The 24790-nt window shown below is 63.5% G+C and carries 24 protein-coding genes and 1 riboswitch; of the genes, 13 read left to right on the top strand and 11 right to left on the bottom strand.

Annotated features, from left to right (window positions below; genetic code table 11):
* Positions 1-41: 41 nt before the first annotated feature.
* Complete coding sequence (locus tag I6L33_RS04015) at positions 42-755, top strand: 3-deoxy-D-manno-octulosonic acid kinase (protein WP_139753506.1); 714 nt, start codon at positions 42-44, stop codon at positions 753-755.
* A gap of 70 nt (positions 756-825) precedes the next feature.
* A complete protein-coding gene (locus tag I6L33_RS04010) occupies positions 826-1689 on the top strand; it encodes a sensor domain-containing diguanylate cyclase (RefSeq protein ID WP_216973599.1) in 864 nt (287 codons plus the stop codon).
* A 7-nt stretch (positions 1690-1696) separates the two neighbouring features.
* Here the strand turns inward: I6L33_RS04010 and I6L33_RS04005 are convergent, their stop codons facing one another.
* Positions 1697-2551, bottom strand: coding sequence for a DMT family transporter (locus I6L33_RS04005; protein WP_025202468.1), 855 nt, complete (start codon positions 2549-2551; stop codon positions 1697-1699).
* 43 nt (positions 2552-2594) lie between these two features.
* Here I6L33_RS04005 and I6L33_RS04000 point away from each other — a divergent pair, with 43 nt between their 5' ends.
* The gene (locus tag I6L33_RS04000) at positions 2595-3053 is read left to right on the top strand and encodes a DUF6314 family protein (RefSeq protein WP_017766480.1); all 459 of its coding nucleotides are present in this window, start codon (positions 2595-2597) and stop codon (positions 3051-3053) included.
* A gap of 135 nt (positions 3054-3188) precedes the next feature.
* On the opposite strand, the gene I6L33_RS03995 is transcribed toward I6L33_RS04000, so the two are convergent.
* Together I6L33_RS03995 and I6L33_RS03990 are read right to left on the bottom strand one after the other, a co-directional pair.
* The gene (locus tag I6L33_RS03995; protein WP_005307030.1) at positions 3189-3350 is read right to left on the bottom strand and encodes a hypothetical protein; all 162 of its coding nucleotides are present in this window, start codon (positions 3348-3350) and stop codon (positions 3189-3191) included.
* A complete protein-coding gene (locus I6L33_RS03990) occupies positions 3335-4234 on the bottom strand; it encodes a DMT family transporter (RefSeq protein WP_216973598.1) in 900 nt (299 codons plus the stop codon). Before I6L33_RS03990 ends, I6L33_RS03995 begins: the two co-directional genes overlap by 16 nt.
* A 91-nt stretch (positions 4235-4325) precedes the next feature.
* Between I6L33_RS03990 and I6L33_RS03985 the strand changes: the two genes are divergently transcribed.
* Positions 4326-5300 (top strand): LysR family transcriptional regulator, encoded by a 975-nt coding sequence (locus I6L33_RS03985; protein WP_017783507.1) that lies wholly within the window; start codon positions 4326-4328, stop codon positions 5298-5300.
* Here the strand turns inward: I6L33_RS03985 and trpS are convergent.
* Together trpS and I6L33_RS03975 are read right to left on the bottom strand one after the other, a co-directional pair.
* The gene (trpS, locus tag I6L33_RS03980) at positions 5279-6292 is read right to left on the bottom strand and encodes a tryptophan--tRNA ligase (RefSeq protein WP_216973597.1); all 1014 of its coding nucleotides are present in this window, start codon (positions 6290-6292) and stop codon (positions 5279-5281) included. The two genes, I6L33_RS03985 and trpS, sit on opposite strands and share 22 nt — an antisense overlap.
* 191 nt (positions 6293-6483) lie before the next feature.
* The gene (locus I6L33_RS03975) at positions 6484-6918 is read right to left on the bottom strand and encodes a universal stress protein (protein ID WP_010635648.1); all 435 of its coding nucleotides are present in this window, start codon (positions 6916-6918) and stop codon (positions 6484-6486) included.
* A gap of 436 nt (positions 6919-7354) precedes the next feature.
* Here I6L33_RS03975 and fabV point away from each other — a divergent pair, with 436 nt between their 5' ends.
* Positions 7355-8542: an enoyl-ACP reductase FabV gene (gene fabV, locus I6L33_RS03970; protein WP_216973596.1), complete on the top strand. Its 1188-nt coding sequence runs from the start codon at positions 7355-7357 to the stop codon at positions 8540-8542.
* A gap of 18 nt (positions 8543-8560) precedes the next feature.
* On the opposite strand, the gene I6L33_RS03965 is transcribed toward fabV, so the two are convergent.
* Entirely contained in the window at positions 8561-10351 is a 1791-nt protein-coding gene (locus I6L33_RS03965; RefSeq protein WP_216974096.1) for a GGDEF domain-containing protein, read from the bottom strand.
* Positions 10352-10560: 209 nt separating this feature from the next.
* Between I6L33_RS03965 and ftnA the strand changes: the two genes are divergently transcribed.
* A complete protein-coding gene (gene ftnA / locus I6L33_RS03960; protein WP_025202472.1) occupies positions 10561-11085 on the top strand; it encodes a non-heme ferritin in 525 nt (174 codons plus the stop codon).
* A 163-nt stretch (positions 11086-11248) separates the two neighbouring features.
* The gene (locus I6L33_RS03955) at positions 11249-12433 is read left to right on the top strand and encodes an NAD(P)/FAD-dependent oxidoreductase (RefSeq protein ID WP_025202473.1); all 1185 of its coding nucleotides are present in this window, start codon (positions 11249-11251) and stop codon (positions 12431-12433) included.
* Between the two features lie 187 nt (positions 12434-12620).
* Here the strand turns inward: I6L33_RS03955 and I6L33_RS03950 are convergent, their stop codons facing one another.
* Positions 12621-13841 carry an MFS transporter gene (locus I6L33_RS03950; protein ID WP_216973595.1) on the bottom strand — a complete coding sequence of 407 codons (1221 nt, stop codon included), beginning with the start codon at positions 13839-13841 and terminating at the stop codon, positions 12621-12623.
* 275 nt (positions 13842-14116) lie between these two features.
* Between I6L33_RS03950 and leuE the strand changes: the two genes are divergently transcribed.
* The 4 genes from leuE (at position 14117) to I6L33_RS03930 (ending at position 18628) form a co-directional block, all read left to right on the top strand.
* Entirely contained in the window at positions 14117-14755 is a 639-nt protein-coding gene (gene leuE, locus I6L33_RS03945; protein ID WP_010635653.1) for a leucine efflux protein LeuE, read from the top strand.
* Positions 14756-14929: 174 nt separating this feature from the next.
* Positions 14930-16603 carry a sensor histidine kinase gene (locus I6L33_RS03940; protein WP_010635661.1) on the top strand — a complete coding sequence of 558 codons (1674 nt, stop codon included), beginning with the start codon at positions 14930-14932 and terminating at the stop codon, positions 16601-16603.
* A complete protein-coding gene (locus I6L33_RS03935) occupies positions 16597-17328 on the top strand; it encodes a LytTR family DNA-binding domain-containing protein (protein ID WP_017785110.1) in 732 nt (243 codons plus the stop codon). The genes I6L33_RS03940 and I6L33_RS03935 overlap by 7 nt, the downstream gene beginning before the upstream one ends.
* Positions 17329-17437: 109 nt before the next feature.
* Positions 17438-18628 (top strand): MFS transporter, encoded by a 1191-nt coding sequence (locus I6L33_RS03930; RefSeq protein WP_005306992.1) that lies wholly within the window; start codon positions 17438-17440, stop codon positions 18626-18628.
* Between the two features lie 74 nt (positions 18629-18702).
* Here the strand turns inward: I6L33_RS03930 and I6L33_RS03925 are convergent, their stop codons facing one another.
* The 4 genes from I6L33_RS03925 to I6L33_RS03910 form a co-directional block, all read right to left on the bottom strand.
* Complete coding sequence (locus tag I6L33_RS03925) at positions 18703-19827, bottom strand: 5-(carboxyamino)imidazole ribonucleotide synthase (RefSeq protein ID WP_216973594.1); 1125 nt, start codon at positions 19825-19827, stop codon at positions 18703-18705.
* Entirely contained in the window at positions 19824-20333 is a 510-nt protein-coding gene (gene purE / locus I6L33_RS03920) for a 5-(carboxyamino)imidazole ribonucleotide mutase (RefSeq protein ID WP_005306988.1), read from the bottom strand. The genes I6L33_RS03925 and purE overlap by 4 nt, the downstream gene beginning before the upstream one ends.
* A gap of 62 nt (positions 20334-20395) precedes the next feature.
* A complete protein-coding gene (locus I6L33_RS03915; protein ID WP_005306985.1) occupies positions 20396-20698 on the bottom strand; it encodes a hypothetical protein in 303 nt (100 codons plus the stop codon).
* A 4-nt stretch (positions 20699-20702) separates the two neighbouring features.
* Positions 20703-21629, bottom strand: a complete 927-nt coding sequence (locus I6L33_RS03910; RefSeq protein ID WP_216973593.1) for a sodium-dependent bicarbonate transport family permease — start codon at positions 21627-21629, stop codon at positions 20703-20705.
* A 111-nt stretch (positions 21630-21740) separates the two neighbouring features.
* On the opposite strand from I6L33_RS03910, the gene I6L33_RS03905 reads away from it, so the two are divergent.
* A complete protein-coding gene (locus I6L33_RS03905) occupies positions 21741-22643 on the top strand; it encodes a LysR family transcriptional regulator (RefSeq protein ID WP_010635666.1) in 903 nt (300 codons plus the stop codon).
* A gap of 35 nt (positions 22644-22678) precedes the next feature.
* A riboswitch (cobalamin riboswitch) is annotated at positions 22679-22857 on the top strand.
* Positions 22858-22908: 51 nt separating this feature from the next.
* The gene (locus I6L33_RS03900; RefSeq protein WP_216973592.1) at positions 22909-24786 is read left to right on the top strand and encodes a TonB-dependent receptor; all 1878 of its coding nucleotides are present in this window, start codon (positions 22909-22911) and stop codon (positions 24784-24786) included.
* Positions 24787-24790: the final 4 nt, after the last annotated feature.

The raw sequence follows: 24790 nt of genomic DNA, 5'->3' as shown, positions 1-24790 counted from the left end.
TGAGCGCCAACCCGTAGCGATGACCGACCGGAATGACCAAGATGCAAATTCAGACCGAACACAACCAGATCTGCTGGTATGCCGAAGGGGCGTTTCGCGACCCTTCTCCCGAGCTGTTTGATCCGGCCTGGTGGCAGAACAACCGGCAGGTGGTGGGTACCTCCATCGGCCGCGGTGTGACCTGGTTCGTGAAGGATGAATCCCGCCACCTGGTGCTGCGTCACTACTATCGCGGCGGCATGGTGGGCAAGGTGGTGCGGGATCGCTTCTGGTTCGAGGGAGTGGAGTCTAGCCGGGCCATGGCCGAATACAGCCTGCTGGCCAAGTTGAGCGCCCAGGGGTTGCCGGTGCCGCGCCCGTTTGCCGCCCGCATGGCCAAACAGGGCCCCTTCTACCGGGCCGACATCCTGATCGAGCGCATCCGCGGCGCCAAGGATCTGGTCGCCCTGCTCAAGCAGGGGCCGATCGCCGGCGAGGTGTGGCACAAGGTGGGCCAGACGGTGCGCCGGTTGCACGACGCCGGGGTCTATCACGCCGATCTCAACAGCCACAACCTGTTGCTCGACAAGGAGGGCAAGGTATGGGTGATTGACTTCGACAAGGGGGCCATCCGCTCGCCCGGCAACTGGCAGCAGGCCAACCTGGAACGCTTGCTGCGCTCCTTCAACAAGGAGTCCCAGCTGCATACCAGTTTTTACTTCGTGCCGGAGAACTGGCAGGCCCTGATGAACGGCTATCAAGGAAAAGCGAGCTGACCCTGTTGCTCGGCGCGAGAGCCAATGTTACTTATTGAGAAGGTCTTCAGATTCGGTGTCGAGGCGCTCGATGGACATGCTCAAGGCTCCCCTCAGGGAGGCAATTACCCGGTTTGATCTGGCGCTGATGGCGGATGCCATCGCCTTGCTGGAGGCAGGGCTCTGGAGCTGGAGTCCGCAGCAGGGCGTGCAGCGGGATCTCTCCTGTCTGCGGTTGCTGGGATTGAACGAAGCCGGTCTGGACGACCTCGGCTGGCTGGAGCGGGTGCACCCCGACGACCTGGGGAGCCTGCAGGAGGCGCAACTGGCCTGCCAGAGCGGGCGGGTGGCCCAGATCCGGCTCGAATACCGCATCCTGCATCACGATGGCCACTATGTCCGGCTGGAAGAGCGGGCCAGGCGCGATGTCCACGGCCAGGTGCTGGGGGTGGTGCGTCTGCTCGAACCGCAGGCGGTGCAGGTGGAGGAGCGGCACGGTACCGATCCCCTCACCGGGCTGGAGAGTCGCAGCCGCTTCGAACAGCTGCTCGATGAGCGCCTGGCCAGCGCCAGCGGCAGCTTCAGCCTGCTGCAATTCAGCGTTGATCACAGAGCCAAGATCCAGCAGTTGTTTGGCGAGGCAGCCTGCGACGCCATGCTGGCCAAGCTGGCCCGCATCGTGCGCCATGAACTGCGGCGGGAAGACCCCTTCGCCCGCTGGGACGAAGACGGCTTCATCCTGATGCTCTCCCAGACCGACCGACTGAGCGGCCTCGAGATTGCCGAGCGACTGCGGATGGAGATCGCCGATGCCAGCCTGTTGCCGCAACGGCCGGTGACCGTCAGCATCGGGCTGGTGCAGAGTCAGGCCGGCGAGCAGATCGATCACCTGCTGGCCCGACTGGCCACCTGTCACGGTCAGGCCAGACGGGAGCACAACACAGTCGTTGGCTGATTTTTAGTCAGCGCTCACTTACCCCATGACGCTGGCACACCCAGAGGGAGGCCAGCATCAGCAGGCCGCCCAGGCTGAGCCTGAGCAGGTCGGTATCCTTGCCCCACAGCACTAGGTTGACCAGCAGACCCGCCGGGATCAGGGCGTTGTTCATGATCGCCAGCACCCCGCTGCTGACCTGGGTCGCCCCCTTGTTCCACAGGAAGTAACCAAGGCCCGAGGCACCGATCCCCAGCCACAGCAATATGCCCCACTGCAGGGCGCTGGTGGGGTATTGCGGCGTGCCGAGCAGCCACCAGGCGGGCAGGGCCACGGCCAGGGCGCCCAGATAGAAGCAGCCGAACACCGCCAGTTGCGGCGGTTGCTGTTCCTCCCGCGCCAGCAGTACCTTGTAGCCCACCTGACCCAGGGCGAAGCAGACGTTGGCACCCTGCACCACCAGGAAGCCCAGCACGTAGCTTTCGGTCAGCCCGTCGAAGCGGATGACGGCCGCCCCCAGCACCGCCAGCAGTGCTCCCCACAGATAGACCGGCTTGAAGCGCCGCTCCAGCAGATCGTGGATCAGGGTGACGTAGATGGGGGTGAAGATGGTGAACACCAGAACTTCCGGCACCGTCAGCAGCAGGAAAGAGTGGTAATAGAACAGATACATGATGCCGAGCTGGGTGGCGCCGAGGGCCATCAGCTTGGCCACCAGGTCGGGCCGCAGCCAGCGGCGGCGCAGGAAGGGCAGGAACACCAAGCTGGCGAGCACGATGCGGGTCAGCACCGAGAAGTAGGCATCCACCTGGCCGGCGAGATAGACCCCGATCAGGCTGAAGGAGAATGACCAGAGCAGGGTAACCCCTATCAAGTAGTTCATGTGGTTGATTTGTCGTCAGTTGTCAATTTTGAAGGGGGCTATGATGGCCGAGAAGGAAGCCGTGATCCAGCGTTTATGGCGCCAGTTGCCACAGATCGGAGCATTTGCCTTTAGCGCGAGCAACGGGGCAGGATCCGCCACCGACTGGAGTGGCAGCGGAGAGGGGGAGGTGGTGGTGACCGATCACCAGGGCGGCTGGTTGTTTGTCGAGACGGGTCGCTATACCACGCCCCATGGCCGGGTGCTGACCATGCACAATCGTTTCTGGTGGCAGCGCGGCGAGCAGGGGATCCGGCTCTCCCATCTGCGCTATGAACAGCCGGTGGTGCTGTTCGAGCTGTTGCCCCAGGCCGATGGTCGCTGGCTCACCGCCGAACCCCATCTGTGTGGCCAGGATCACTACAGCGCCGAGCTGACGCCGACCGAGGGCGGTTTTCTGCTCGGCTGGCAGATCACAGGTCCGCGCAAGAACGAGCGGCTCAGTTATCGCTATCTGGCGTGATGGGACGGCAAGGCCGCCAGGCGGGCATAAAAAAACCGGCGCAGAGCGCCGGTAGAGGGGACAAATCGGAGGTTTTTTTAAAACGGTCCCAAAAACAGGAGAGATACACTCTCGTCACACATTCAGAAACAGAGGTCAGGCGCTCAACGCATAGCTCAGCATGGCTTGCAGCTTGCTGTCGAAGAACCAGGGCAGCAGCACCATCAACAGCCCGAGCAGACCTACCAGCCGCTGGCGATACTGCCAGCCGGCGATCACCACCAGGCCGCCGCAGAGCGTAGTCAGGATGCCTGACATAGGGCAGCCTGCCGCTGGACGCGGCGCTGCTGGGCCCACTGGTTGAGGGCCACCGAGCCCAGGATCAGAGCCAGTGCCACGCCGGTGGTGGACTGGATCTGCTCGCCGAGGAACAGGGCACCCAGCATGACGCCGAACAGCGGCACCAGGTAGTTGCTGAAGGAGGCGAAGGTCGGGCCCGCCTTCTGGATCAGCGCCATGTAGAGGAAGTAGACCAGACCGGTACAGAACACCCCCAGCACCGCGACGGCGCCGATGGCCTGCTGGCTCGGCAGGGTGAGCGCGCTCAGATCGGTGACGAACGGTGCGGCCAGCAGCAGCTGGATGGCCGAGGAGATCAGGATGTTGCGTGCCACGACCACCGGATGGTCCTTGGCGAAGCGCTTGATCATCAGCAGGCCGATGGCGAAGCAGCTGGCACCGAACAGGATGGCCATGGCGCCGAGCAGGCCGGCATTCATGCCGCTGGCCAGTTTCGGCCAGAACAGCACCAGTACGCCGACGAAGCCGATGACCACGGAGACGAGACCACCCTTGGTGATTTTTTCACCGGAAACCAACAAGGGTGCCATCAGGATGGTGACAAACGGGATACAACCCATTACCACGGCGGCGATGGCGCTATCCACATACTGTTGACCCCAGGCCACCATGATGAAGGGCAGGGTGGCATCCAGCAGGGCGATCAGCATATAGGTACGCCACGGGGTGTGCTCGCTCTTGAGACGCATGAACAGGCAGAGCAGACCCAGGGTCAGGCTGCCACACAAGGCGCGACCCGCTGCCACCATGATGGGGGGCAATTCGGTGACGGCCTGATGCATGAAAATGAACTGGGAGCCCCACAACAGGCCAATCGCCAGCAACAACAGATAGCTACGCATTTTAATCTCCGATGTAATTCGCCTGCGCATTCTATGCAATCTGCTACTATGCCAAAAATGAATTGTCGTCATCCAACCATGGCCAATATCGATGGAACTGCCCCTTTCCCGCCTCGACCTCAACCTGCTCACCGTGTTCGACATGCTGATGCAGGAGCGCAACGTCACCCGTGCCGCCGAGCGGCTGCACCTCTCCCAGTCCACCGTCAGTCATGCGCTGGGGCGGCTGCGAACGGCGCTTGACGACCCCCTGTTCGTGATGAGCCGGCGCGAGATGATGCCGACCGAGCGCGCCAAGGCGCTGGCCGGCCCGGTGCGCCAGGCGCTGGCCATGCTGGAGCAGGGGTTGCGGCAGGCCAAGGGGTTCGACCCCGCCAGTGCGCGGCGGATCTTTCGCATCGCCACCCCGGGCTCGGTGGAACACGGCCTGGTGCCGGCGCTGGTGGAGCGGTTACACCGGCATGCCCCGCACTGCCGGCTGGAGGTGTGCGAGCTGGCGGACAGCGACTACGAGCGGGAGCTGGAGAAGGGGGAGCTGGATCTGGTGATCGGTTTCGCCGATGCCAACCACCTCTCGCCCCGGCTGTGGCGCGAACCCTGGTTCAACAACCCGCTGGTCTGTCTGTCGCCCCTTGGCAGCGAGCTGCCGGACGTGCTGGGGCCGGACGATCTGGTCAGCCGGCCCCACATCCACACCTCCAGCTGGGGTCACAGCCAGGCCATGGTGGATCTCTGGCTGGCCCGCTTCGGGGTGGAGCGGGAATTGGGTGTCCGCCTGCCGAGCTTTATGGCGGTGCCGCCGCTGATGGCCACCGGCCGCTATCTGGTGGTGGTGCCCGAGATGATCGGGCGCCACTTCTGTCGTTACTACCCGCTGCGCCTGCACCAGCTGGACCCCGCCATCCCCATCGTCTATCTGATGGCGGGCCACCCGCTCACCGCCCATGACGAGGCGATCGGCTGGTTCAAGGGGCTGTTGCACCGGCTGGCGTTCGAGCGCTACGGGGCGGATGCGCTCGGCAGCCCGGCGCAGCGCGGGGCGGATCAGTTCAGTCCGGCGAAGTAGTCGAGCCCCATCGCCCCCTTCACCTCGGCCAGCACCTCGTCGGTCAGGGCGCGCGCCTGCTCGGTGCCCTGCTGCAACAGGCGCAGCAGCTGGCGCTTGTCGGCGATGGCCGCCTCGCGCCGTTCCCGCATCGGGGCGAGCAGGGTCTGCAGGCAGTCGTTGAGCACCTGCTTGCAGCGCATGTCCCCCAGCCCGCCGCGCTGGTAGTGGGCCTTCATCTCGGCCACCAGCGCCTTGTCGGGGTGGAAGGCATCCAGATAGGCGAACACCGTATTGCCCTCCACCTGACCCGGATCGCTCACCTTGAGGTGATTGGGGTCTGTATACATGGCGAACACCGCCTGCTTGATCTCGTCGCTCGACATGCCGAGCTCTATGGTGTTGCCGAGGGACTTGGACATCTTGGCCTTGCCGTCGATGCCGGGCAGGCGGCCGGTGTCGCTCAGAATGGGCTGGCACTCGGTCAGCACCTCCTTGCCAACCAGAGAGTTGAAGCGGCGCACTATCTCGTTGGTTTGCTCCAGCATCGGCAGCTGATCCTCGCCCACCGGCACATGGGTGGCGCGAAAGGCGGTGATGTCGGCGGCCTGGCTGACCGGATAGATCAGGAAGCCGGCCGGCAGGCTGCGCTCGAACCCTTTCTGCTGGATCTCCGCCTTGACGGTGGGGTTGCGCTCCAGCCGGGCGACGCTGACCAGGTTGAGGTAATAGGTCGTCAGCTCGGCGAGGGCGGGCAGGGCGCTCTGCAGGCAGAAGGTGGTTTTGGCCGGGTCGAGGCCGGCGGCCAGGTAGTCGGCCATCACCTCCAGTACGTGATCGGTCACCTTGGCAGGGTTGTGGCCGTTGTCGGTCAGCGCCTGCAGATCGGCGATCATCACGAACTGGCGGTAATTGTGCTGGGCGGCCACGCGCTGGCGCAGCGAGCCGACGTAGTGGCCGATGTGCAGTTTGCCGGTGGGGCGGTCGCCGGTCAGGATAACGGGGTTGTGCATGTCACTCTCTCCAGTTGGGTGAGCCGGGAGGCGACAAAGGGATGAAAACAATGACCGCCTCTCGGCGGTCACGGTGTTTTCTTTGGGAAATTTTACATAGAAAAGCAGTGCCGCCTGTTTAAGAGCAGCACCACCAGTAGTTGTGATTGAACGAGGTCATATTCATGGCAAATCAAACTACGCCTGTTCGGTTACTTCTGCAAGGGGACGACCAGCAGATCGCAGGGCACTGTATTCATCAGCTGGCGCGCACTTGAGGTGAGCAGGCTCCAGAAGCTCTGGCGGTGGCCGCACACCAGCAGGTCGATCTGATAATCCCTGACTGCCTGGTTGACCCGCTCGCTCAAATCGCCGCAGATCACCAGCTTCTTCTCGATGGGGTAGTCCACCGAGGCCAGGAAGGCTTCCAGCTTCTCTTTCGCTTCGGCGATCACCTGGTCCTGCACGTTGTCGATGTCGATATCGATCATCTCGGTGTAGAGATCCTTGAGGTCCACATCGACATGGATCACCGACAGCTTGGCGCCGTTGGAGCGGGCCCGGTCGACCGCCTTCTCGATCACCTTGCGGTTGTCTTCCGACAGGTCGATCGCGGCCAGTATGTGTTTGTAATAGGTTCCATTCATGGGAGTTCTCCTCACTGATCCTGAGTCCACTATACCAATGTCTGCTGAAACTAAAATGGTGTCCCCGGCACAGTTTTGGGATTTAAAAGAGTTTCCTATGGAGCTTGCTGTCGATGATGGGCAATAAACTGGCGATAAATCGAACAGGAGTTTGAAGCAGGTCACACCCGCCGGCTTGCCCGTAGCCGGTGACAGGCATAGGATGTGCCCGTGTTTCGCAATGAACACAAAACAACAAAAAGCATCTGAATACCGCTTTGGGGAGCCTCGCGCTCCCTTTTGTTTTTCTGCCCTCTTCCCGCCGATATTCCGCCCGACATCAAGGTAATCCCGCCCCGCTTGGTTATGCTGTAGCCAGTTCCCTTGGCAAACCGTGGCGCGCCGCTGCGTTCCACGGCCGTTCCTGCTGTCGTGTTCCTTTCCCGGAGACTCCTTGATGATCATTCATCCACAAATCCAGGGCTGCGTCGCCCGCAACTGTCACCCCATCGGCTGCCGCGCCGCCGTGCTGCAGCAGATCGCGCGGATCCGGGCGGCGGGCCCGTTCAACGGGCCGAAACGGGTGCTGGTGCTGGGCGCTTCGTCCGGCTTCGGGCTGGCGTCGCGCATCGCCCTGGCCTTCGGGGCCGGTGCCGACACCATTGGCGTGTCGTTCGAACGCGGCCCTTCCGACAAGGGGCTGGGTAGCGCCGGTTGGTACAACAACATCTGGTTTCGCACGGAGGCGGAACAGGCTGGACGCGTGGCCATCAACCTGATCGGCGACGCTTTCTCAGACCAGATGCGTCAGCAGGCCATCGACGTCATCCGCCAGCAGCTCGGGCAGGTGGATCTGGTGATCTACTCGTTGGCGAGCGGCATCCGGGTACTGCCTGACGGTACTCAGGTGCGCTCCGTGCTCAAGACCACCGGGCAGCCCTTTCGCGGCTGGGGGCTGGATCTGGAACAGGACACCCTGGTGCAGCAGTCGCTGGATCCGGCCACCCCGGAGGAGATCCGCGACACCGTCAGCGTGATGGGGGGCGAGGATTGGCAGCTCTGGCTGCAGGCGCTGCAGCAGGCGGATTGCCTGGCGCCCGGCGCGCAAACCGTGGCCTACTCCTATATCGGCCCCGAATCGACCTACCCCCTCTATCGGGACGGCACCATCGGCTATGCCAAGGAGCACCTGCACGCCACCGCCGAGACCATCAACCTGCAGCTGGCGGAGATCGGCGGCCACGCCTGGGTGTCGGTCTGCAAGGCGCTGGTGACCAAGGCGAGCGCCTATATTCCGGTGCTGCCTGTCTATCTGGGCTTGTTGATGGGGGTGATGAAGGAGCGCGGGGTACACGAGGGCTGCATCGAGCAGATGCAGCGGTTGTTCGCCAGCAAAATGTACGGCCCGCAAGGGGTGGTGGCTGACGGCAACCGGCTGATCCGGATGGATGACCACGAGCTCGACCCGGCCGTGCAGGCCGCCGTCTCGGCGCTCTGGTCCAAGGTGACGCCGGACAACTTCCATGCGCTGGGGGATTTTGCCGGGCTGCGGCAGGACTTCATGCAGCTCAACGGCTTCGAGCTGGCGGGGGTGGACTATGGCGAGCCGGTGGATGTCGCCTCCCTCACCGAACTGCTGCCCTGAGTCAGGGGAGGCTGCGGCTCAGGCCACGCTGCTGGCCAGTGCCTCCGGTTCTTCGGGGCTGCCAGGCTCCGCGGCCAGTATGGTCTGATTGCGGCCCTGGCGTTTGGCCTGATACATGGCCATGTCGGCCCGGTGGATGAGCTGGCCCAGCCCGTCATCGGCGGCCGAGCGGCCAGCCACCCCGATGCTGATGGTCATGCGCGGCTGTTCGATCTGGCCGATGCGCTGGCGCAGTTGCTCTGCCAGATACCAGCAATCTGCCGCCGGCAGCGGCACCGCTACCAGAAACTCCTCGCCACCCCAGCGCCCGACCAGCTGCAGGTCGGGCGCCCAGGATCTCAGCTCCCGCGCCAGCCGCTGAATGGCCCTGTCCCCCGCCTGATGGCCGTGACGGTCGTTGATCTGCTTGAAGTGATCGATGTCGATGATGATCAGGGTGAGCGGCCCCTCCTGCTGCCAGCGGCTGGCCAGCCGCTCCAGCAGGGCACGGCGATTGGGCAGCTCGGTCAGCTGATCGAAGGTGGCCAGCTTGTAGAGGTGGCGTGAGCTGCGGTGCAGCCGATGGGTGGTGAGCCCGAGCAGCAGCAGGGCTCCTGCCAGCAGGCCGACCAGCATCAACTGGTAGTGGCGGGCACTCTGCTGATGCAGCAGCTGCTGGCGCTTGTTCTCGTTCTCCTGCTGCAGCACCCGGTTGCTGGCCTCGCTGCGGGCCAGATCCATCTCGGCCTGGAAGGCGGCGGAATGCTGGCTCAGGGTCTGGTTGAAGTGCTGCTTGTAGTCGCTCACGTATTCGCTGAGTGCCTGGTAGGCCTCCGGGTAGCGCCCCTGGTCCGCCAGCAGACTGGCCTGCAGCGCCTTGCTGGCGGCCCCCGCACTCCCTTGGCTGGTCAGCACCTGCAGCGCCAGCTGTTTCTCGCCGCTACCTTGCAGCGCCCGGGCCCGGGTCTCCTGCAGGCGCGTGCCGGCTTCCGGGTAGCCCAGCTGCCGATACAATGCCTGTGCCTCGTCCAGGGTGCGCAGGGCGCCGGCCCAGTCGTGCTGGGCGTTGAGCGCCATGGCCTGATAGCCGAGGATGATGGCTCGGTAATCCGGCGCCAGCGCCGGGTTGCTGAGCAGGTTGTCCAGCAGCCGCCTGGCCTGGGTGGGTCGATCGGTATCGATGTAGAGCCGCGCCATGTTGGCGCGAATGATGATCTGGCTGTTGGGCTCGCCCAGCTGCACCATGCGTTGCAGCGCCTCCAGATAGTAGCCTTCGGCTTCCCGCGCCAGGTTCAGATCGGCATAGAGGTTGCCGAGGGTCATCAGCAGGCGGGCACACTGCAAGCTGGCGATGGGGGAGTCCGGTACCGATTGTTTGAGGCGAAAGGCGGTCTTGAGTTCGGCGATGGCCGGGCTCAGTTGCTGGGTGCGGTAGAGGGCGAGCCCGTTCAGGGCGTGCCACTCCGAGGTCTGTTGCGGATGGCCAGCGACGGCGGGTCTGAGCTGCTCCAGCAGGGTGAGCGCCTGATCCGGCGCCTCGGTATCCAGGGTGAGGGCGATCTGCTGCAACCGGAAGTCGAGCAGGCGCAGGGTCTCCTGCTGGGCGCTGGCCAGCCCGCGGGCCCGGGCGTTGTCGAGCAGGGCCTGTGGATAGCGGCCCAGCGCGGCCTGGGCCAGGGACCTGGCGTAGAACAGTTCCATATCCTGCTGGGGACTGGCGTCGAGGCGCTGCAGATAGCCGACGGGATCGCGCGCCGCCTGCAATTCAGCCTCTTTCAGCAAGGAGGGAGCTGCCTGCAACTGGGTCATCCAGAGCAGCGCCAGTGCCATTATGAATCTCATTGAATCCTTTCCCCGACCACTGGCGCCATCATAATGGCTGAATCCACCTACACCATGTTTCTTTGCTTCTCTATAACCGTATGGGGGATAGGATGAGGCGAAAAGCTGTCACAACTGAGAGCTCGGGCAGCGGTATCTGGTTGCTTCATAACGAAACTGTGGCGACAATCGTGACCAAATCACAGTGGAGAATCATCATGTTGGCCAAAGCCATGATCGAGAAGTTGAACGAGCAGATTAATCTTGAATTCTATTCCTCCAACCTCTACCTGCAGATGAGCGCCTGGTGCGAGGACAAGGGCTTCGAGGGGGCGGCCACCTTCCTGCGCCAGCACGCCGTCGAGGAGCGTCAGCACATGGAGCGCCTGTTCACCTATGTGAGCGAGACCGGTGCCATGCCGATGCTGGGCGCCATCGATGCCCCTCCCCACGAGTTCAAGTCGCTGGGCGACATCTTCCGCACCACCCTCGAGCATGAATACCACATCACCAAGTGCATCAACGGCCTGGCTCACGTGGCGTTCACCACCCAGGACTACTCCACCTTCAACTTCCTGCAGTGGTACGTGGCCGAGCAGCACGAAGAGGAGAAGCTGTTCAAGAGCATCGTCGATCGTCTGAGCCTGGTGGGCGAGGACGGCAAGGGCCTCTACTTCATCGACAAGGAGCTGGCCGAGCTGGCCAAGGGCGCCCCGGCCAGCATCATGGATGGCAACGCCTGATAGTCGTGGACACTTAGTGTTCAGCCAGTACAATGACGGCCCCTCTTAACTGGGGCCGTTTTCTGTTGCAAATCTCCTGCAACCGCTGGGCTGGTGTCTGCCGGGTACAATGACGGTCTCTCGTTTGAACAGGGGCCGTTTTTCTTTGGATGAGTGAGTGATGATGAAGCAGTTTGATGTGGTGGTGATCGGCGCCGGGGCGGCCGGTTTGATGTGTGCGGCCCAGGCCGGTTATCGGGGCCGCTCCGTGCTGGTGCTCGACAATGCCAAGAAGCCGGGCCGCAAGATCCTCATCAGTGGCGGCGGCCGCTGCAACTTCACCAACCATCAGGCCGGCCCCCACGCCTTTCTCTCGGCCAACCCCCACTTCTGCAAGTCGGCGCTGGCGCGCTACACCCAGCAGGATTTCATCGAGCTGGTGGACCGGCACGGCCTGAACTATCACGAGAAGACCCTGGGCCAGCTCTTTTGTGACGAGAGTGCCAAGGAGATCGTCGACATCCTGCTGACCGAGTGCGACTGGGCCGGCGTGGCCCTGCAGTTCCAGACCGAGATCCTCACCGTCAGCAAGAACGACGAGGTTTTCGTGCTGACCACCAGTCAGGGTGAGATAACCTGCCACTCGCTGGTGGTGGCCACCGGCGGCCTCTCCATGCCGAAGCTCGGTGCCACCCCCTACGGCTTCAAGCTGGCGGAGCAGTTCGGCCTCAAGGTGCTGCCGACCCGTGCCGGGCTGGTGCCCTTCACCCTGCATCAGGCAGATAAAGAGGCCTTCGCCGATCTGGCCGGGGTCAGCCTGCCGGTGGCGGTGACCGCCGAGGATGGCACCTGTTTCAAGGAGGCCATGTTGTTCACCCATCGCGGCCTCTCCGGTCCCGCCATCCTGCAGATCTCCTCCTTCTGGCTGGCGGGGGAGAAGATCCACATCAACCTGCTGCCGGAGCTCGACATCGCCGCCACCCTCAGGGAGTGGGCCCAGGCCCATCCGGCGCAGGAGCTGAAAACCGTGCTGGGGCGCGAGCTGCCCAAGCGCTTCGTCGACAAGCTGGTGGAGTTGGGCCAGCTGGTCAGCAAGCCGATGCGCCAGTACAACGAGCGGGAGCTGGAGGCGGTGGCCACCCTGCTGGGGGATTGGCAGATCCTGCCGAACGGCACCGAGGGCTATCGCACCGCCGAGGTGACCCTGGGGGGGGTGGATACCAACGAACTCTCCTCCAAGACCATGGAGGCGCGCAAGGTGGCCGGCCTCTACTTCATCGGCGAGGTGGTGGACGTGACCGGCTGGCTCGGTGGCTACAACTTCCAGTGGGCCTGGTCCTCCGGTTGGGTAGCCGGCCAGTACTGCTGATAGAGGCTGCTTCTGTATCGTCGATGAGCGCGATAGCGGCCTTCGCGATGGCAACTTCCAGTGGGGCTGTAGCCCCGGCGGCTGGGTAGCCGGGCAGTACTGCTGACCACCCCTTGCTCTCATCCACGTCAAACGCGGCCTCTCAGGCCGCGTTTTTTATGGGTTGCATTCCTCGCGGGGTGGCCCGCTATCCCTTTCTAAGGGTTGGCAAGAACACGGTCAGCAGGCCGATGAGCGGCAGATAGGCGCAGACCTGGTAGACGGTTTCGATGCTGGTGGCATCCGCCAGCTGGCCGAGCAGAGCCGCCCCTATGCCCCCCATGCCGAAGGCGATACCGAAGAACAGGCCGGAGATGGTGCCGACCTTGCCGGGCACCAGCTCCTGGGCGTAGACCAGGATGGCAGAGAAGGCCGAGGCCAGAATCAGGCCGATGATGACCGAGAGCACCGAGGTCCAGAACAGGTCGACATGGGGCAGCAGCAGGGTGAAGGGGGCGACGCCGAGGATGGAGATCCAGATCACCCGCTTGCGGCCGATGCGATCGCCAATCGGCCCGCCGAGCACGGTACCCGCCGCGACCGCAAACAGGAAGGCGAACAGATAGAGCTGGGCGCTGTCCAGCGACAGGCTGAACTTGTCCATCAGGTAGAAGGTGTAATAGCTGCTGAGGCTGGCCATGTAGAAGAATTTGGAGAACATCAGCAGGCCGAGGATGGTCAGCGACCAGCCTATCTGACGGCGGCTCAGACCGTGGCCGAGGTGCGCCTTCATCCGTTTATGGAAGTTGGCGGCGTGGTGGCTGGACCAGCGCCCGACCAGGCTGAGCACGATGACGCCGACCAGGGCGAACAGCGAGAACCAGGCCGCGCTGCCCTGGCCCCGTGGCACTATGATCAGCGCGGCGAGCAGCGGGCCTATGGCCGATCCCAGGTTGCCGCCGATCTGGAACAGCGACTGGGCCAGCCCGGGCTGACTGCCGGCCGCCATGCGAGCGACCCGGGACGATTCCGGGTGGAACACCGACGAACCGATACCGATCAGCATGGCCGACAGCAGCACGGCACCGAAGCTGGCTGCCTGCGACAACGACAGCAAGCCGATCATCGTAAAGCCCATGCCGAACGGCAATGAATAGGGCATGGGCCGGCGGTCGGTGTAGAGGCCGATCAGCGGCTGCAACAGCGAACCTGTGAACTGGTAGGTGAGGGTGATGAGGCCGATCTGGGCGAATGACAGGTTGAGGCCGAGCTTGAGCAGCGGATAGATGGCCAGCAACACCGACTGCATCATGTCGTTCAACAGGTGCGAGAAGCTGATGGCAGCGATCACCGGATAGCTGGTGCGATTCAGGGCATCGTGCGCGGCAGCAGCGGCGAGTGGTTGATCGGTACTGAGGCTCTTTTCCATGAGGGCGGGTTCTGTGAATCTGGATATGGCTTAACATGCCTGATCCCGACGCGTCTGGACACCACAAAGTGGTGAGTGCGGGGATGTGAAGCCCAGATATGAACGGATCATTGCCCGGCGCTTGTGCTCGGCGGGCGGAGGATTAGTATAGAAACCTCGTCGTCGCATTATGTGGGTCGCTACCCGCCATGGAGGGATCATGTTTGAGAGCCTGGGAGTCATCAACGTCTGGACCTGCCTGAGCGGGCTGTTTTCCAAGTCCAGAGGGGCGCGCCATGTTTGAGAGTCTGGGGGTTATCAACGTCTGGACCTACCTGGTCGGGCTCTTCTTCATCATCATAGCGCCGGGACCCAACTCGATTTATGTGCTGCGCACCGGGGCGAGCCGTGGCGTCGGCCCGGGCTACCAGGCGGCCCTCGGGGTCTTCGTCGGCGACGCCATCCTGATCTTTTGCGCCTATCTGGGCATCGCCTCCCTCATTCGCACTACCCCGCTACTGTTCACCCTGGTGCGCTATCTCGGCGCCCTCTATCTGCTCTATCTCGGGGTGAAGATCTTGTACGCCAACTTCATCGCCAGGAGGGAAGGGCAGGCGTCCGTGGTCGAGCACGGCGAGCGCTACTTCTCCAAGGCGCTTACTTTAAGCCTCACCAACCCCAAGGCGATCCTGTTCTACGTCTCCTTCTTCGTGCAGTTCGTCGACTTCAACTATGCCCACACCTGGCTCTCCTACCTGGTGCTGGCGAGCATGCTGGAGGCCATGAGCTTCGTCTATCTGACCCTGCTGATCTTCGGCGGCACCCTGATGGCCCGCTTCTTTGCGCGCAAGGTACGCCTCGCCAGACTCGGCAACGGCCTCATCGGTCTATTCTTCATGGGTTTCGCCGCCCGGCTGGCCACATTGTCATCCTGACCCCGACAGGGGGCCACACCCGTCCGGGGGAGTCGCGGCCTTCCCTATCCGGTCGGCTGGGGTAAACTACTGCGCTTTATCATGAGGGGATCAGTCCCTCATGCTTGCCTTCCACGTGTCATGGCGAGAGATAATTCAGTTGTGTTCCCTGGTTGCAATCGGTCGGATGGTCTCATGCTCGAAAATCAGATGATGTTGTTGGCGGTGTTCGAACGGGCGGCGCTGATGCTGATGACCCTGTTCTTCCTGACCCGTACCCGGCCGTTCCAGCGGTTGTTCCAGAAGCGGGACCACACCCCGGCCGAACTGGTGCTGGTGGCCGCCATCTTCTGCCTGTTCGCGGTGTTCAGCACCTATACCGGCATTCCGGTGGAGGGGGCCCTCATCAACGTGCGGATCATCGCCATCATCTCGGGCGGCATCCTGTTCGGCCCCTGGGTCGGCATTCCGGCCGGGGTTATCTCCGGCCTGCACCGCTACCTCATCGACATGGATGGCCACACCTCGATCCCGTGTCTCATCGCCAGCATCATCGCCGGCCTGCTGGCGACCTGGCTGCACCTGCGCTGCCGCAAGTCGCGGCTCTGGCTGTACGGCATCTTGGCGGGGATGGCCTGCGAGGGGTTGACCATGCTGCTTATCTGGCAGCTGACCGAGCCCCATGCAGTGGGGGTGGAGATCGTCAGCCACATCGCCTATCCGATGATCGCCGGGGCGCTCTGCATCGGTCTCATCATCAAGCTGGTGCAGGACCTGGATGACGAGAAGGAGCTGATCGCCGCCAAGCAGGCCAAGCTGGCGCTGGACATCGCCAACAAGACGCTGCCGTTTTTCCAGAACATCGATCGTCACTCCCTGAGCCAGGTGTGCGGCATCATTCGCAGCGAGATCAGCGCCGATGCGGTGGCCATCACCGACACTCGCGACGTGCTGGCCTATGTGGGGGTGGGCAAGGATTACTACGAGCTGGACGAGCACCACGCCATCAGCGCCATGACCCAGCGGGCGGTGCTGCTGGATCAGATCATCATCAACAACGATCTGCGCCAGTACCACCTCTCCGATTTCCACTCGGTCATCATTATTCCGCTGCGGGAGAACGGCGCCGTCAGCGGCACCCTCAAGATCTACTACCGCCGCACCCACAGCATCACCAGTTCCCTCAAGGAGATGGCGGTGGGCCTCTCCCAGCTCATCTCCACCCAGATGGAGGTGTCGCGCATCGAGCAACTGAAAGAGATGACCCGCAAGGCGGAGTTCACCGCGCTGCAGAGCAAGATCAACCCGCACTTCCTGTTCAACGCCCTCAATGCCATCTCGTCGCTGATCCGCATTCGGCCCCAGCAGGCGCGCCAGCTCATCGCCAATCTGGCGGACTACCTGCGCTACAACCTCAACAAGGGGGACACCCTCATCGATATCCAGGAGGAGTTGCAGCAGGTGCGCGACTACGTGGCCATCGAGCAGGCCCGCTTCGGCGACAAGCTGGAGGTGGTGTTCGAGGTGGATGACGTGCACATTCAGGTGCCGAGCCTGCTGTTGCAGCCGCTGGTGGAAAACGCCATCCTGCACGGCATCCAGCCCCGCAGTGCGCCGGGCAGGGTCACCATCGAGGTGAAACAGCTGGCGGGCGGCATTCGGGTCGCGGTGCGCGATACCGGTTACGGTATCAGCCAGGAGGTGATCGACGGGGTCGCCGCCGGGCGGGTGGAGAGCCGCAGCATCGGCCTGATGAACGTGCATCAGCGGGTAAAGCTGCTCTATGGCGACGGCCTGCACCTCAAGCGGCTGGAGCCGGGTACCGAAGTGAGTTTCTATCTGCCGGATCAGGAGTCGATGCCATGCTGAAAGCCATCATAGTGGAAGATGAATACTTGGCCCGCGAGGAGCTCATCTATCTGGTGAATCAGCACAGCCAGATCGAGATAGTGGCGAGCTTTGAGGACGGGCTGGAGGCGTTCAAATACCTGCAGGATCACGAGGTGGACGTGGTCTTCCTCGACATCCAGATCCCCTCCATCGACGGCCTGCTGCTGGCCAAGAATCTGCACAAGTCGAGCCATCCGCCCCACATCGTCTTCGTTACCGCCTACAAGGAGTTTGCGGTGGAGGCGTTCGAGCTGGAGGCGTTCGACTACATCCTCAAACCTTACAACGAGCCGCGCCTCATCAGCCTGCTGCAAAAGCTCGAGCTGGCGGGCAAGTCGCAGACGGGGCAGGGGAGCGAGCCGGGCACGCCACACAATCGCACCGTCAATCTGGTGAAGGGGGAGCGCATCATCGTCACCCCCTGCGAGCAGATCTACTACGCGGAAGCCGACGAGAAGCTCACCTATGTCTACACCCGCGATGACCGTTACGTGATGACCATGACCCTCAGCGAGTTCGTCAGCCGATTGCCGGCGGAGGGGTTCTTCCGCTGCCATCGCTCCTACTGCGTCAACATCAACAAGATCCGCGAGATAGTGCCCTGGTTCAACAGCACCTATCTCATCCGGCTCCATGATCTGCCGTTCGAGGTGCCGGTCAGCCGCAGCAACATCAAGGCGTTCCGTCAGCTGATGCGGCTCTGATTGTCATTCATTCCCGCCGATCTGCATTTCATGCCTTAATCGGTCGGCGGGAGTGGCGTCTTGCCTATAGTGGCCCCAGTTTCCTTAAGGCCATTGACCGAGACGCATCATGACCATCGATCTGAATCGCACCCGCTACCTCACCCTGTTGGGGACCATCATCACCCAGTTCGCGCTGGGATCCGTTTACACCTGGAGCCTGTTCAACGCCCAGCTCTCCGACAAGCTGGACGAGCCGGTCAGCCAGGTCGCCTTCGCCTTCGGCCTGCTCAGCCTCTCCCTGGCGGTGGCCTCCTCCCTGGCGGGCAAGCTGCAGGAGCGGTTCGGGGTGCGCAACGTCACCCTGGGTGCCGGCGTGCTGCTCGGCATCGGTTTCTTCCTCACCGCCCACGCCAGCAACCTGGCGATGCTCTACCTCTGCGCCGGCATCCTGGTCGGTTTCGCCGACGGTACCGGCTACCTGATGACCCTCTCCAACTGCGTGAAGTGGTTCCCGGAGCGCAAGGGGCTGATCTCCGCCTGCTCCATCGGCGCCTACGGCCTCGGCAGCCTGGGTTTCAAGTACATCAACCTGCTGCTGCTCTCCAGCAACGGCCTTGAGACCACCTTCCAGCTGTGGGGGCTGATCGCCATGTCCATGGTGCTGGTGGGCGGCATGCTGATGAAGGATGCGCCCAAGCAGGCCGCCGCCGTGCAGCAGAGCGAGAGCCGCGACTTCACCCTGGCCGAGGCGATGCGCAAGCCGCAGTACTGGATGCTGGCGCTGATGTTCCTCACCGCCTGCATGAGCGGTCTCTACGTCATCGGCGTGGCCAAGGACATCGGCGAGAACATGGTGGGCCTGCCGGCCGTGGTCGCCGCCAACGCCGTCGCCATCATCGCCATGGCCAACCTGGGTGGCCGGCTGGTGCTGGGCATCCTCTCCGACAAGATGTCCCGCATCCGGGTCATCACCATCGCCCAGCTGATTACCCTGGCGGGCATGGCGCTGCTGCTGTTCGTGCCGCTCAACGCCAACCTCTTCTTCGTGGCGGTGGCCTGCGTGGCGTTCAGCTTCGGTGGCACCATCACCGTCTACCCCTCGCTGGTGAGCGACTTCTTCGGTCTCAACAACCTGACCAAGAACTACGGCGTCATCTATCTGGGCTTTGGCCTGGGCAGCATCATTGGCTCCATCGTGGCCTCCCTGTTCGGCGGCTTCATGGCGACCTTCAACCTGATCCTGGTGTTGCTGGTGGTGGCGCTGGTGCTCTCCCTCACCATCCGCCTGCCGGCGCCGGTATCGGTCGAGCGGGCCTGATCACCTTCTTACCGCAGCAAGCAATGAAAAGACCCGGGCCTGGCCCGGGTCTTTTTTTGTGCGCGGCTCAGGGCTCAGCGTGGCGGCAGCCCCAACAGCTGGCGCACCCGCTGGCTGGTCTCTTCCACCGTTGGCCAGTCGGTGGCGGTGATGGTGACATGGCCCATCTTGCGGCCGGGGCGGGGTTCCCCCTTGCCGTAGAGGTGCAGATGTACGCCGGGCAGTGCCAGCAGGGCGGCCCAGTCGGGCGTGCCGTTTTGCCAGAGATCTCCCAGCAGGTTGAGCAGCATGGCGGGACGCACGGCGATCCTGGCGGGCAGCGGCAGATCGCACAGGGCGCGCACCTGCAGCTCGAACTGGCTGCACTCGGCGTTGTCGAGGCTGGGGTGGCCCGAGTTGTGGGGGCGGGGCGCCAGCTCGTTGACCAGCAGTTTGCCTGCCACCAGGAAGAACTCCACCGTCAGCACGCCGACGTAGTCGAGGGCGGCGATCAGCTGCTCGGCGATGCGTCTGGCATCGGCCTCCAGCGCCGGCACGTTGGCCGGGGAGCGGGTCTGATCCAGAATGCCGCCGCTGTGCCAGTTCTGCACCAGCGGCAGGGCACCGATGGCACCGCTCGGGCTGCGGGCCAGGGTCAGGGAAAATTCCCCTTCCAGCGGCAGGCGCTTCTCCAGCACGCAGGGGACGCCGCTGGCGGCCAGCGCTGCTGGCAGTTGGTCGGCGGCCTGAATGGTCCACTGGCCTTTGCCGTCGTACCCCTCGCGGGCAGTCTTGAGGATGGCGGGGAAGAGGTGATCCGGCTGCTCGGGCAGCGGCTCACCCGGCTGCAGGGTCTGGTTGGAGGCGACCGGGATGCCGGCTCTGCTCAGGAAGGCCTTCTCTTCGCGGCGATCCTGACAGATGCGCACGGCACCGGCGGCCGGTCGTACCGGCTTGTACTGCTCCAGCAGGGCCAGGGCGGTGGCCGGCACGTTCTCGAACTCGCAGGTGACGGCGGCGCAGCGGCTGGCCAGATCATGCAGCGCCGTCGGGTCGTCATAGGCGGCGACAATATGGTGATCGGCAGCGGCGCCGGCGATGCTGGCAGGGTCGGGATCCAGCACCACCACCTTGTAGCCGAGGCGGTGGGCGGCCATCACGAAGTAGCGGCCGAGCTGGCCGCCCCCCAGCATGCCGAGGGTGGCGGGTGGCAGTATCATGCCGGGTCCTCCAGGGTGAGGGCCAGCACCCGGTCGCGTTCGTTGGCGCGAAAACCGTCGAGCTGCTGCTGGTAGCGAGGGGCATCGCCGTCTTGCGCGACGGAGAGCAGGGAGACCGCAAACAGGCCGGCGTTGGCGGCCCCCGCTTCGCCGATGGCGAAGGTGGCGACCGGCACCCCCTTGGGCATCTGCACGATGGAGAGCAGGGAGTCCATCCCCTTGAGCTGGCGGGTCGGGATGGGCACACCCAGTACCGGAAGGGTGGTCTTGGCGGCCACCATGCCCGGCAGGTGGGCGGCGCCGCCAGCCCCGGCGATGATGGCGCGCAGGCCACGCTCACGGGCGCTGGCGGCATATTCAAACAGCAGATCCGGGGTGCGGTGGGCCGAGACCACGCGCGCCTCATAGGGGACGCCATGCTCCTTGAGGATGCGGGCGGCGGCCTGCATCACGGGCCAGTCGGAGTCGGATCCCATTACCAGGCCGATCAGGGGAGGGGTGTTCATGGCTATGACTCCTTGCAGTCAAACGTTTGTCTCTGGGTGGCAAAAAGAGCCGGCAAGCCGGCTCAGAATTTTTCGGGTCGCACGATTTCGACCGGTTGCAAAAAGGCGACCATGGCATAGTCGGGGTAGTAGCGACTCTGCAGGTGGGCGAGCAGGCGTTCCGCCTGTTCGCGGCTGCAGATCGCCTCCAGCCGGATGTTGCCGCTCTCGCTCCAGCTGGCATTGCGCTCACCGTGGTCGCCGCGCCCTCTGGCATCTGTGATGGTGTAGCCGCGTAGCCCCTCGCGGGTGAGGGTGCGCAGCAGGGTGGGTTCCAGGTTCGCTTCCGTGATGACGGTGAGCAGGGTGCGGATCTCGGTCTGCATGTGGCTACTCCGTGAAGTGGTGGGCCCAGCTGTGGTAAAGCGGGATCCCCAGCATGATGTTGAACGGGAAGGTGACCCCCAGTACGGCGCTGAGCGACAGGCCCGGATTAGCCTGAGGCACGGCGATGCGCATGGTGGCCGGCACGGCGATATAGGAGGCGCTGGCTGCCAGGGTGGCCAGCAGGGTCAGGCCACCCAGGGAGAGCCCTATCAGCTGGCCAATCACCAGGCCGAGGCCAGCCGAGGCGAGCGGCATCAGCAGGGCGAAGCCGAGCAAGAACAGGCCGTGACGGCGCAAGTCCTGGCACTGGCGGGCGACGATGAGGCCCATTTCCAGCAGAAACAGCGCCAGCGCTCCCTTGAACAGGTCGACGAACAGGGGCTTGAGCGGAGCAATCCCATCGGGACCGGCGAGATAGCCGATGGCCATGCCGCCCAGCAGCAGGGTGACCCCCTTGCCGAGAAAGGTTTCATGGGCCAGCCGGCGCCAGCGGGTCTGCCGGCTCACTCCCTGGGCCAGTACGATGCCGACCAGGATGGCGGGGATCTCCATCACCGCCAGGAAGATGGAGAGCTGGGATTCGAAGCTGATGCCGCGCTCGGTGAGCCAGTTCACCCCGACCGCAAAGGTCGCCACGCTGACCGAGCCATAGTGGGCGGCGGTGGCGGCGGCATCGACCCGGCTCATCTTGAGGCGCAGCACGGCGAACCCGGCCAGGGTCTGCAGCATGCCGAGCAGGATCACCAGCGCCAGCTGGGGTAATAACGGTTGCAGGGATTGCTGCGCCAGACCGACGCCGCCCTTGAGGCCGATGGCCAGCAACAGAAAGAGGGAGAGAGTATCGTAGAGCGCGGGCGGCAGCTTGAGCTCGGAGCGCACCAGACCGGCCAGCAGGCCAAACAGGAAAAAGAGTACAACAACATCCAGCATGGGAGTTCGCAGGAGGCAATTCACAGGGTGGTTGCATGCTAGAGTGCAAGATGTTTCGATAAAATCAGATTTTGATTGATGATTGTTCGGTAGAAACTGATAAGGGACCCGATGCTCAACTATAAACAGCTCTATTACTTCTGGCACGTGGCGCGCAGCGGTAGTGTGACGCGGGCCGCCGAACAGTTGCACCTCACGCCGCAGACCGTCAGTGGTCAGGTGGCCGAGCTTGAGCTCTCCCTCGGGGTGGCGCTGTTCAACCGGGTGGGGCGGCGGCTTGCCCTGACCGCCGCCGGTCGCCAGGCGCTCGAACAGGCCGGCGCCATCTTCTCGCTCGGCGCCGATCTCGAGCATACCCTGCGCCACGCCAGCCAGGAGCTGACCATGCAGGTGGGGATCGCCGACTCAGTCCCCCGCACCCTGGCGTTCGAGCTGCTGGCGCCTGCCATGGCGCTGGCCACCCCGCTGCGCCTTGTGTGCCATGAAGAGCGGGCGGAACAGCTGTTCAGTGAGCTGGCCAGCCACAAGCTCGACATGGTGCTGATCGATCGCCCGCTTCCCCCCGACAGCGGGGTGCGCGGCTACAACCACGAGCTGGGACGCAGCCCGCTGGCGCTGTTTGCCAGCCCCGAGCTGGCTGCTCGGGCACGGCAGGGTTTTCCTGCTTCCCTCGAAGGCTTGCCCTTGCTGATTCCGGGGGAGAAGTCGGCGACCCATGACAGCCTGCTGGCCTGGTATCGTCAGCAGGGCATTCATCCTCATCTGGTCGGCCAGTTCGATGATTCGACTCTGATGAAGTCGTTTGGCAAGGCGGGGATGGGGATCTTCCCGGCGCCGCTGGCCATGGCCGAGGAGATAGCGCGGCTCTATGGTGTCGAACGGATTGCAACCCTGACCGAAGTGACGCTTTCCTACTATCTGGTGTCGGCCGGTCGCCACCTCTCCCATCCCGGTGTGCAGGCGGTGATGGCAGGGGCGAAGCAGAGATTGGCGGCATTGGGTGGCAAGAAATAGAAATCTGGATGGCTATACATCCACCTCTGCTCTGCCTATAATCCCTGCGCTTTGGCGCATCATGCTTAATAGGGAATCCGGTGAAAATCCGGAGCTGGCGCGCAGCGGTAAGGGGGAACGAAGCGACATCAGGGCACTGCCATCGGGTGGGAAGCCGTCGCCGTAGGCCATCAGCCCCCCAGCCCGAAGACCTGCCAAAGTTCGTATTTCGGGCCGAGAGAAACCGGCCACGAAGTAGATGCTTACGCGAACTTAAGGATCTCTCATGTCCAAGAAATTATTGGCGGCTGCCCTGTTGCCAACGGCGGCCTTAGCCCAGCCACTGACCATCCCCGTCAACCCCACCATGGTGGTGACCGCCACCCGTGTTGCCCAACCTGCCTCCAGTGTGCTGGCTCCCGTCAACGTGGTGACCCGTGACGAGATTGACCGTCTGCAAGCCCAGACCGTGACCGATGTGGTCAAGACCCTGCCCGGCGTGGAAGTGGTGAGCAATGGCGGCCGTGGCCAGCTGAGCTCGCTGCGGGTGCGTGGCGGCACCTCTTCCCAGACCCTGGTGCTGGTGGACGGGGTGCGTAGCGCCTCCCTGACCGCCGGGATGACGGAGCTCAACAACCTGCCGCTCAATCAGGTGGAGCGCATCGAATATATCCGCGGCGCGCGTGCCACTATCTATGGTTCGGATGCCATCGGCGGGGTGATCAACATCATCACCCGTCCCGATCCCGCGACCAACAAGCACAAATTCAATGTCGGTGCCGGCTCTCACAAACAGCGCCAGGCCGCCTTCAGCAGCGCCAGCCAGATCGGTGAAGCTGGCCAGCTCAAGGTTGCCGGGGGCTTCGATGACGAGACCGGCTACAACGTCCACCCCATCGCAGGGGTGAACGATGGCGACAAGCACGGTCACCGGGGCTATAACGCTATGCTGGACTATCAGCATGCGCTGACCGGCAACTGGGATCTGTTCGGCACGACTCGCTGGTTCCGCAACATTGCCCAGTACGACCGATCGTCCGCCGCTTCTGCCTGGGGCCCGGCCTACCATCAGCGCAACGAAACCTGGACCGAGAACCAGAGCTACCAGCTGGGGGCCCGTTATCACGACGAGCGTTACCTGAGCGAACTGCGCGGTGCCTTCTCCAAACAGGATGCCTACGACTACCCGGACAGCAGCGGCCGCGATCAGGCCACTGACCGGCTCTATACCCGTCAGTACACCTTGAACTGGGTCAACAACGTCAAGCTGGACGAGAACTGGACCCTGGGTGGCGGCGCCGACTGGCAGCGCGACATGCTGGATGCCAGTTCCCGCTCCTCCGGCACCGCCTTCCCGAGCGATGCCGACGAGCGCGACAACACCGGGCTCTATGCTCTGGCCCAGTTTGACAACCAGACGTGGCAGGCCGAGCTGAGCGGTCGCAGTGACGACAACAAGCAGTTTGGGCGTCACAACACTTGGCAGACCGGGGCTGGTTGGCGCTTCGTGGAGGATTATCGCCTCAGTGCCCGTTACGGCACTGGCTTTCGCGCACCCTCCTTTAATGACCTTTACTACCCGAGCTCAGGCAACCCTGACTTGAAGCCGGAAGAGTCGAAGAGCCGCGAGCTGATGCTCGATGGCCAGACTGCCGGCGTCGAGTGGCGTGTAACCGGTTATCGCAACGACTTCGAGCAGATGATCCAGTGGGCACCCACTAATCCGAGTGATTCCAACAGCCTCTGGAGTCCTCAGAACGTTGGCAAGGCGCGGATCGAGGGTGTCGAGCTGGAAGGGGAATTTGGCACCGGCTGGCTGAGCCACCGGGTCTCTGCCGAGTACAAGGATCCCAAGGACAAGGTGACCGACAAACAGCTGCAGCTGATCTCCCGCAAGGGGGCCAAGTGGGTGACCCAGGCACAGTGGCAGCAGTTCGATGGCTCCCTGAGCTGGATCTATCAGGGCGAGCGCTATGGCGATGCGGCCAACACGACCCAGCTGGGGGGCTACAGTGTCTGGAACCTGGCAGTAGGTTATCAGGTCGCGCCTTCCTGGAAGGTCTCCGGCAAGATCAACAACCTGCTGGACAAGGAGTACCAGACTGCGGTGGGCTACCCGGCCGACGAGCGTGCCTATTACGTGACGGTCGACTACTCACTCTGATCCC

Source organism: Aeromonas sp. FDAARGOS 1403, assembly GCF_019047325.1.
Lineage (GTDB): Bacteria > Pseudomonadota > Gammaproteobacteria > Enterobacterales > Aeromonadaceae > Aeromonas > Aeromonas dhakensis.
Note: the sequence above shows the minus strand (reverse complement) of the source record. Positions and strands in the feature narration are given on the sequence as shown.

What these genes read in the sequence shown, in the direction of transcription:
- leuE (WP_010635653.1), top strand. Translation starts at nt 14,117, where the DNA reads ATGTTTGAGAGTCTGGGGGTTATCAACGTCTGGACCTACCTGGTCGGG.
- I6L33_RS03990 (WP_216973598.1), bottom strand. Translation starts at nt 4,234, where the DNA reads ATGCGTAGCTATCTGTTGTTGCTGGCGATTGGCCTGTTGTGGGGCTCC.
- I6L33_RS03985 (WP_017783507.1), top strand. Translation starts at nt 4,326, where the DNA reads ATGGAACTGCCCCTTTCCCGCCTCGACCTCAACCTGCTCACCGTGTTC.
- I6L33_RS03950 (WP_216973595.1), bottom strand. Translation starts at nt 13,841, where the DNA reads ATGGAAAAGAGCCTCAGTACCGATCAACCACTCGCCGCTGCTGCCGCG.
- I6L33_RS04000 (WP_017766480.1), top strand. Translation starts at nt 2,595, where the DNA reads ATGGCCGAGAAGGAAGCCGTGATCCAGCGTTTATGGCGCCAGTTGCCA.
- I6L33_RS03925 (WP_216973594.1), bottom strand. Translation starts at nt 19,827, where the DNA reads ATGATACTGCCACCCGCCACCCTCGGCATGCTGGGGGGCGGCCAGCTC.
- trpS (WP_216973597.1), bottom strand. Translation starts at nt 6,292, where the DNA reads ATGCACAACCCCGTTATCCTGACCGGCGACCGCCCCACCGGCAAACTG.
- I6L33_RS03955 (WP_025202473.1), top strand. Translation starts at nt 11,249, where the DNA reads ATGAAGCAGTTTGATGTGGTGGTGATCGGCGCCGGGGCGGCCGGTTTG.
- I6L33_RS04015 (WP_139753506.1), top strand. Translation starts at nt 42, where the DNA reads ATGCAAATTCAGACCGAACACAACCAGATCTGCTGGTATGCCGAAGGG.
- I6L33_RS03965 (WP_216974096.1), bottom strand. Translation starts at nt 10,351, where the DNA reads ATGGCACTGGCGCTGCTCTGGATGACCCAGTTGCAGGCAGCTCCCTCC.
- fabV (WP_216973596.1), top strand. Translation starts at nt 7,355, where the DNA reads ATGATCATTCATCCACAAATCCAGGGCTGCGTCGCCCGCAACTGTCAC.
- I6L33_RS03905 (WP_010635666.1), top strand. Translation starts at nt 21,741, where the DNA reads ATGCTCAACTATAAACAGCTCTATTACTTCTGGCACGTGGCGCGCAGC.
- I6L33_RS04010 (WP_216973599.1), top strand. Translation starts at nt 826, where the DNA reads ATGGACATGCTCAAGGCTCCCCTCAGGGAGGCAATTACCCGGTTTGAT.
- I6L33_RS04005 (WP_025202468.1), bottom strand. Translation starts at nt 2,551, where the DNA reads ATGAACTACTTGATAGGGGTTACCCTGCTCTGGTCATTCTCCTTCAGC.
- I6L33_RS03915 (WP_005306985.1), bottom strand. Translation starts at nt 20,698, where the DNA reads ATGCAGACCGAGATCCGCACCCTGCTCACCGTCATCACGGAAGCGAAC.
- purE (WP_005306988.1), bottom strand. Translation starts at nt 20,333, where the DNA reads ATGAACACCCCTCCCCTGATCGGCCTGGTAATGGGATCCGACTCCGAC.
- I6L33_RS03900 (WP_216973592.1), top strand. Translation starts at nt 22,909, where the DNA reads ATGTCCAAGAAATTATTGGCGGCTGCCCTGTTGCCAACGGCGGCCTTA.
- I6L33_RS03995 (WP_005307030.1), bottom strand. Translation starts at nt 3,350, where the DNA reads ATGTCAGGCATCCTGACTACGCTCTGCGGCGGCCTGGTGGTGATCGCC.
- I6L33_RS03940 (WP_010635661.1), top strand. Translation starts at nt 14,930, where the DNA reads ATGCTCGAAAATCAGATGATGTTGTTGGCGGTGTTCGAACGGGCGGCG.
- I6L33_RS03910 (WP_216973593.1), bottom strand. Translation starts at nt 21,629, where the DNA reads ATGCTGGATGTTGTTGTACTCTTTTTCCTGTTTGGCCTGCTGGCCGGT.
- ftnA (WP_025202472.1), top strand. Translation starts at nt 10,561, where the DNA reads ATGTTGGCCAAAGCCATGATCGAGAAGTTGAACGAGCAGATTAATCTT.
- I6L33_RS03975 (WP_010635648.1), bottom strand. Translation starts at nt 6,918, where the DNA reads ATGAATGGAACCTATTACAAACACATACTGGCCGCGATCGACCTGTCG.
- I6L33_RS03935 (WP_017785110.1), top strand. Translation starts at nt 16,597, where the DNA reads ATGCTGAAAGCCATCATAGTGGAAGATGAATACTTGGCCCGCGAGGAG.
- I6L33_RS03930 (WP_005306992.1), top strand. Translation starts at nt 17,438, where the DNA reads ATGACCATCGATCTGAATCGCACCCGCTACCTCACCCTGTTGGGGACC.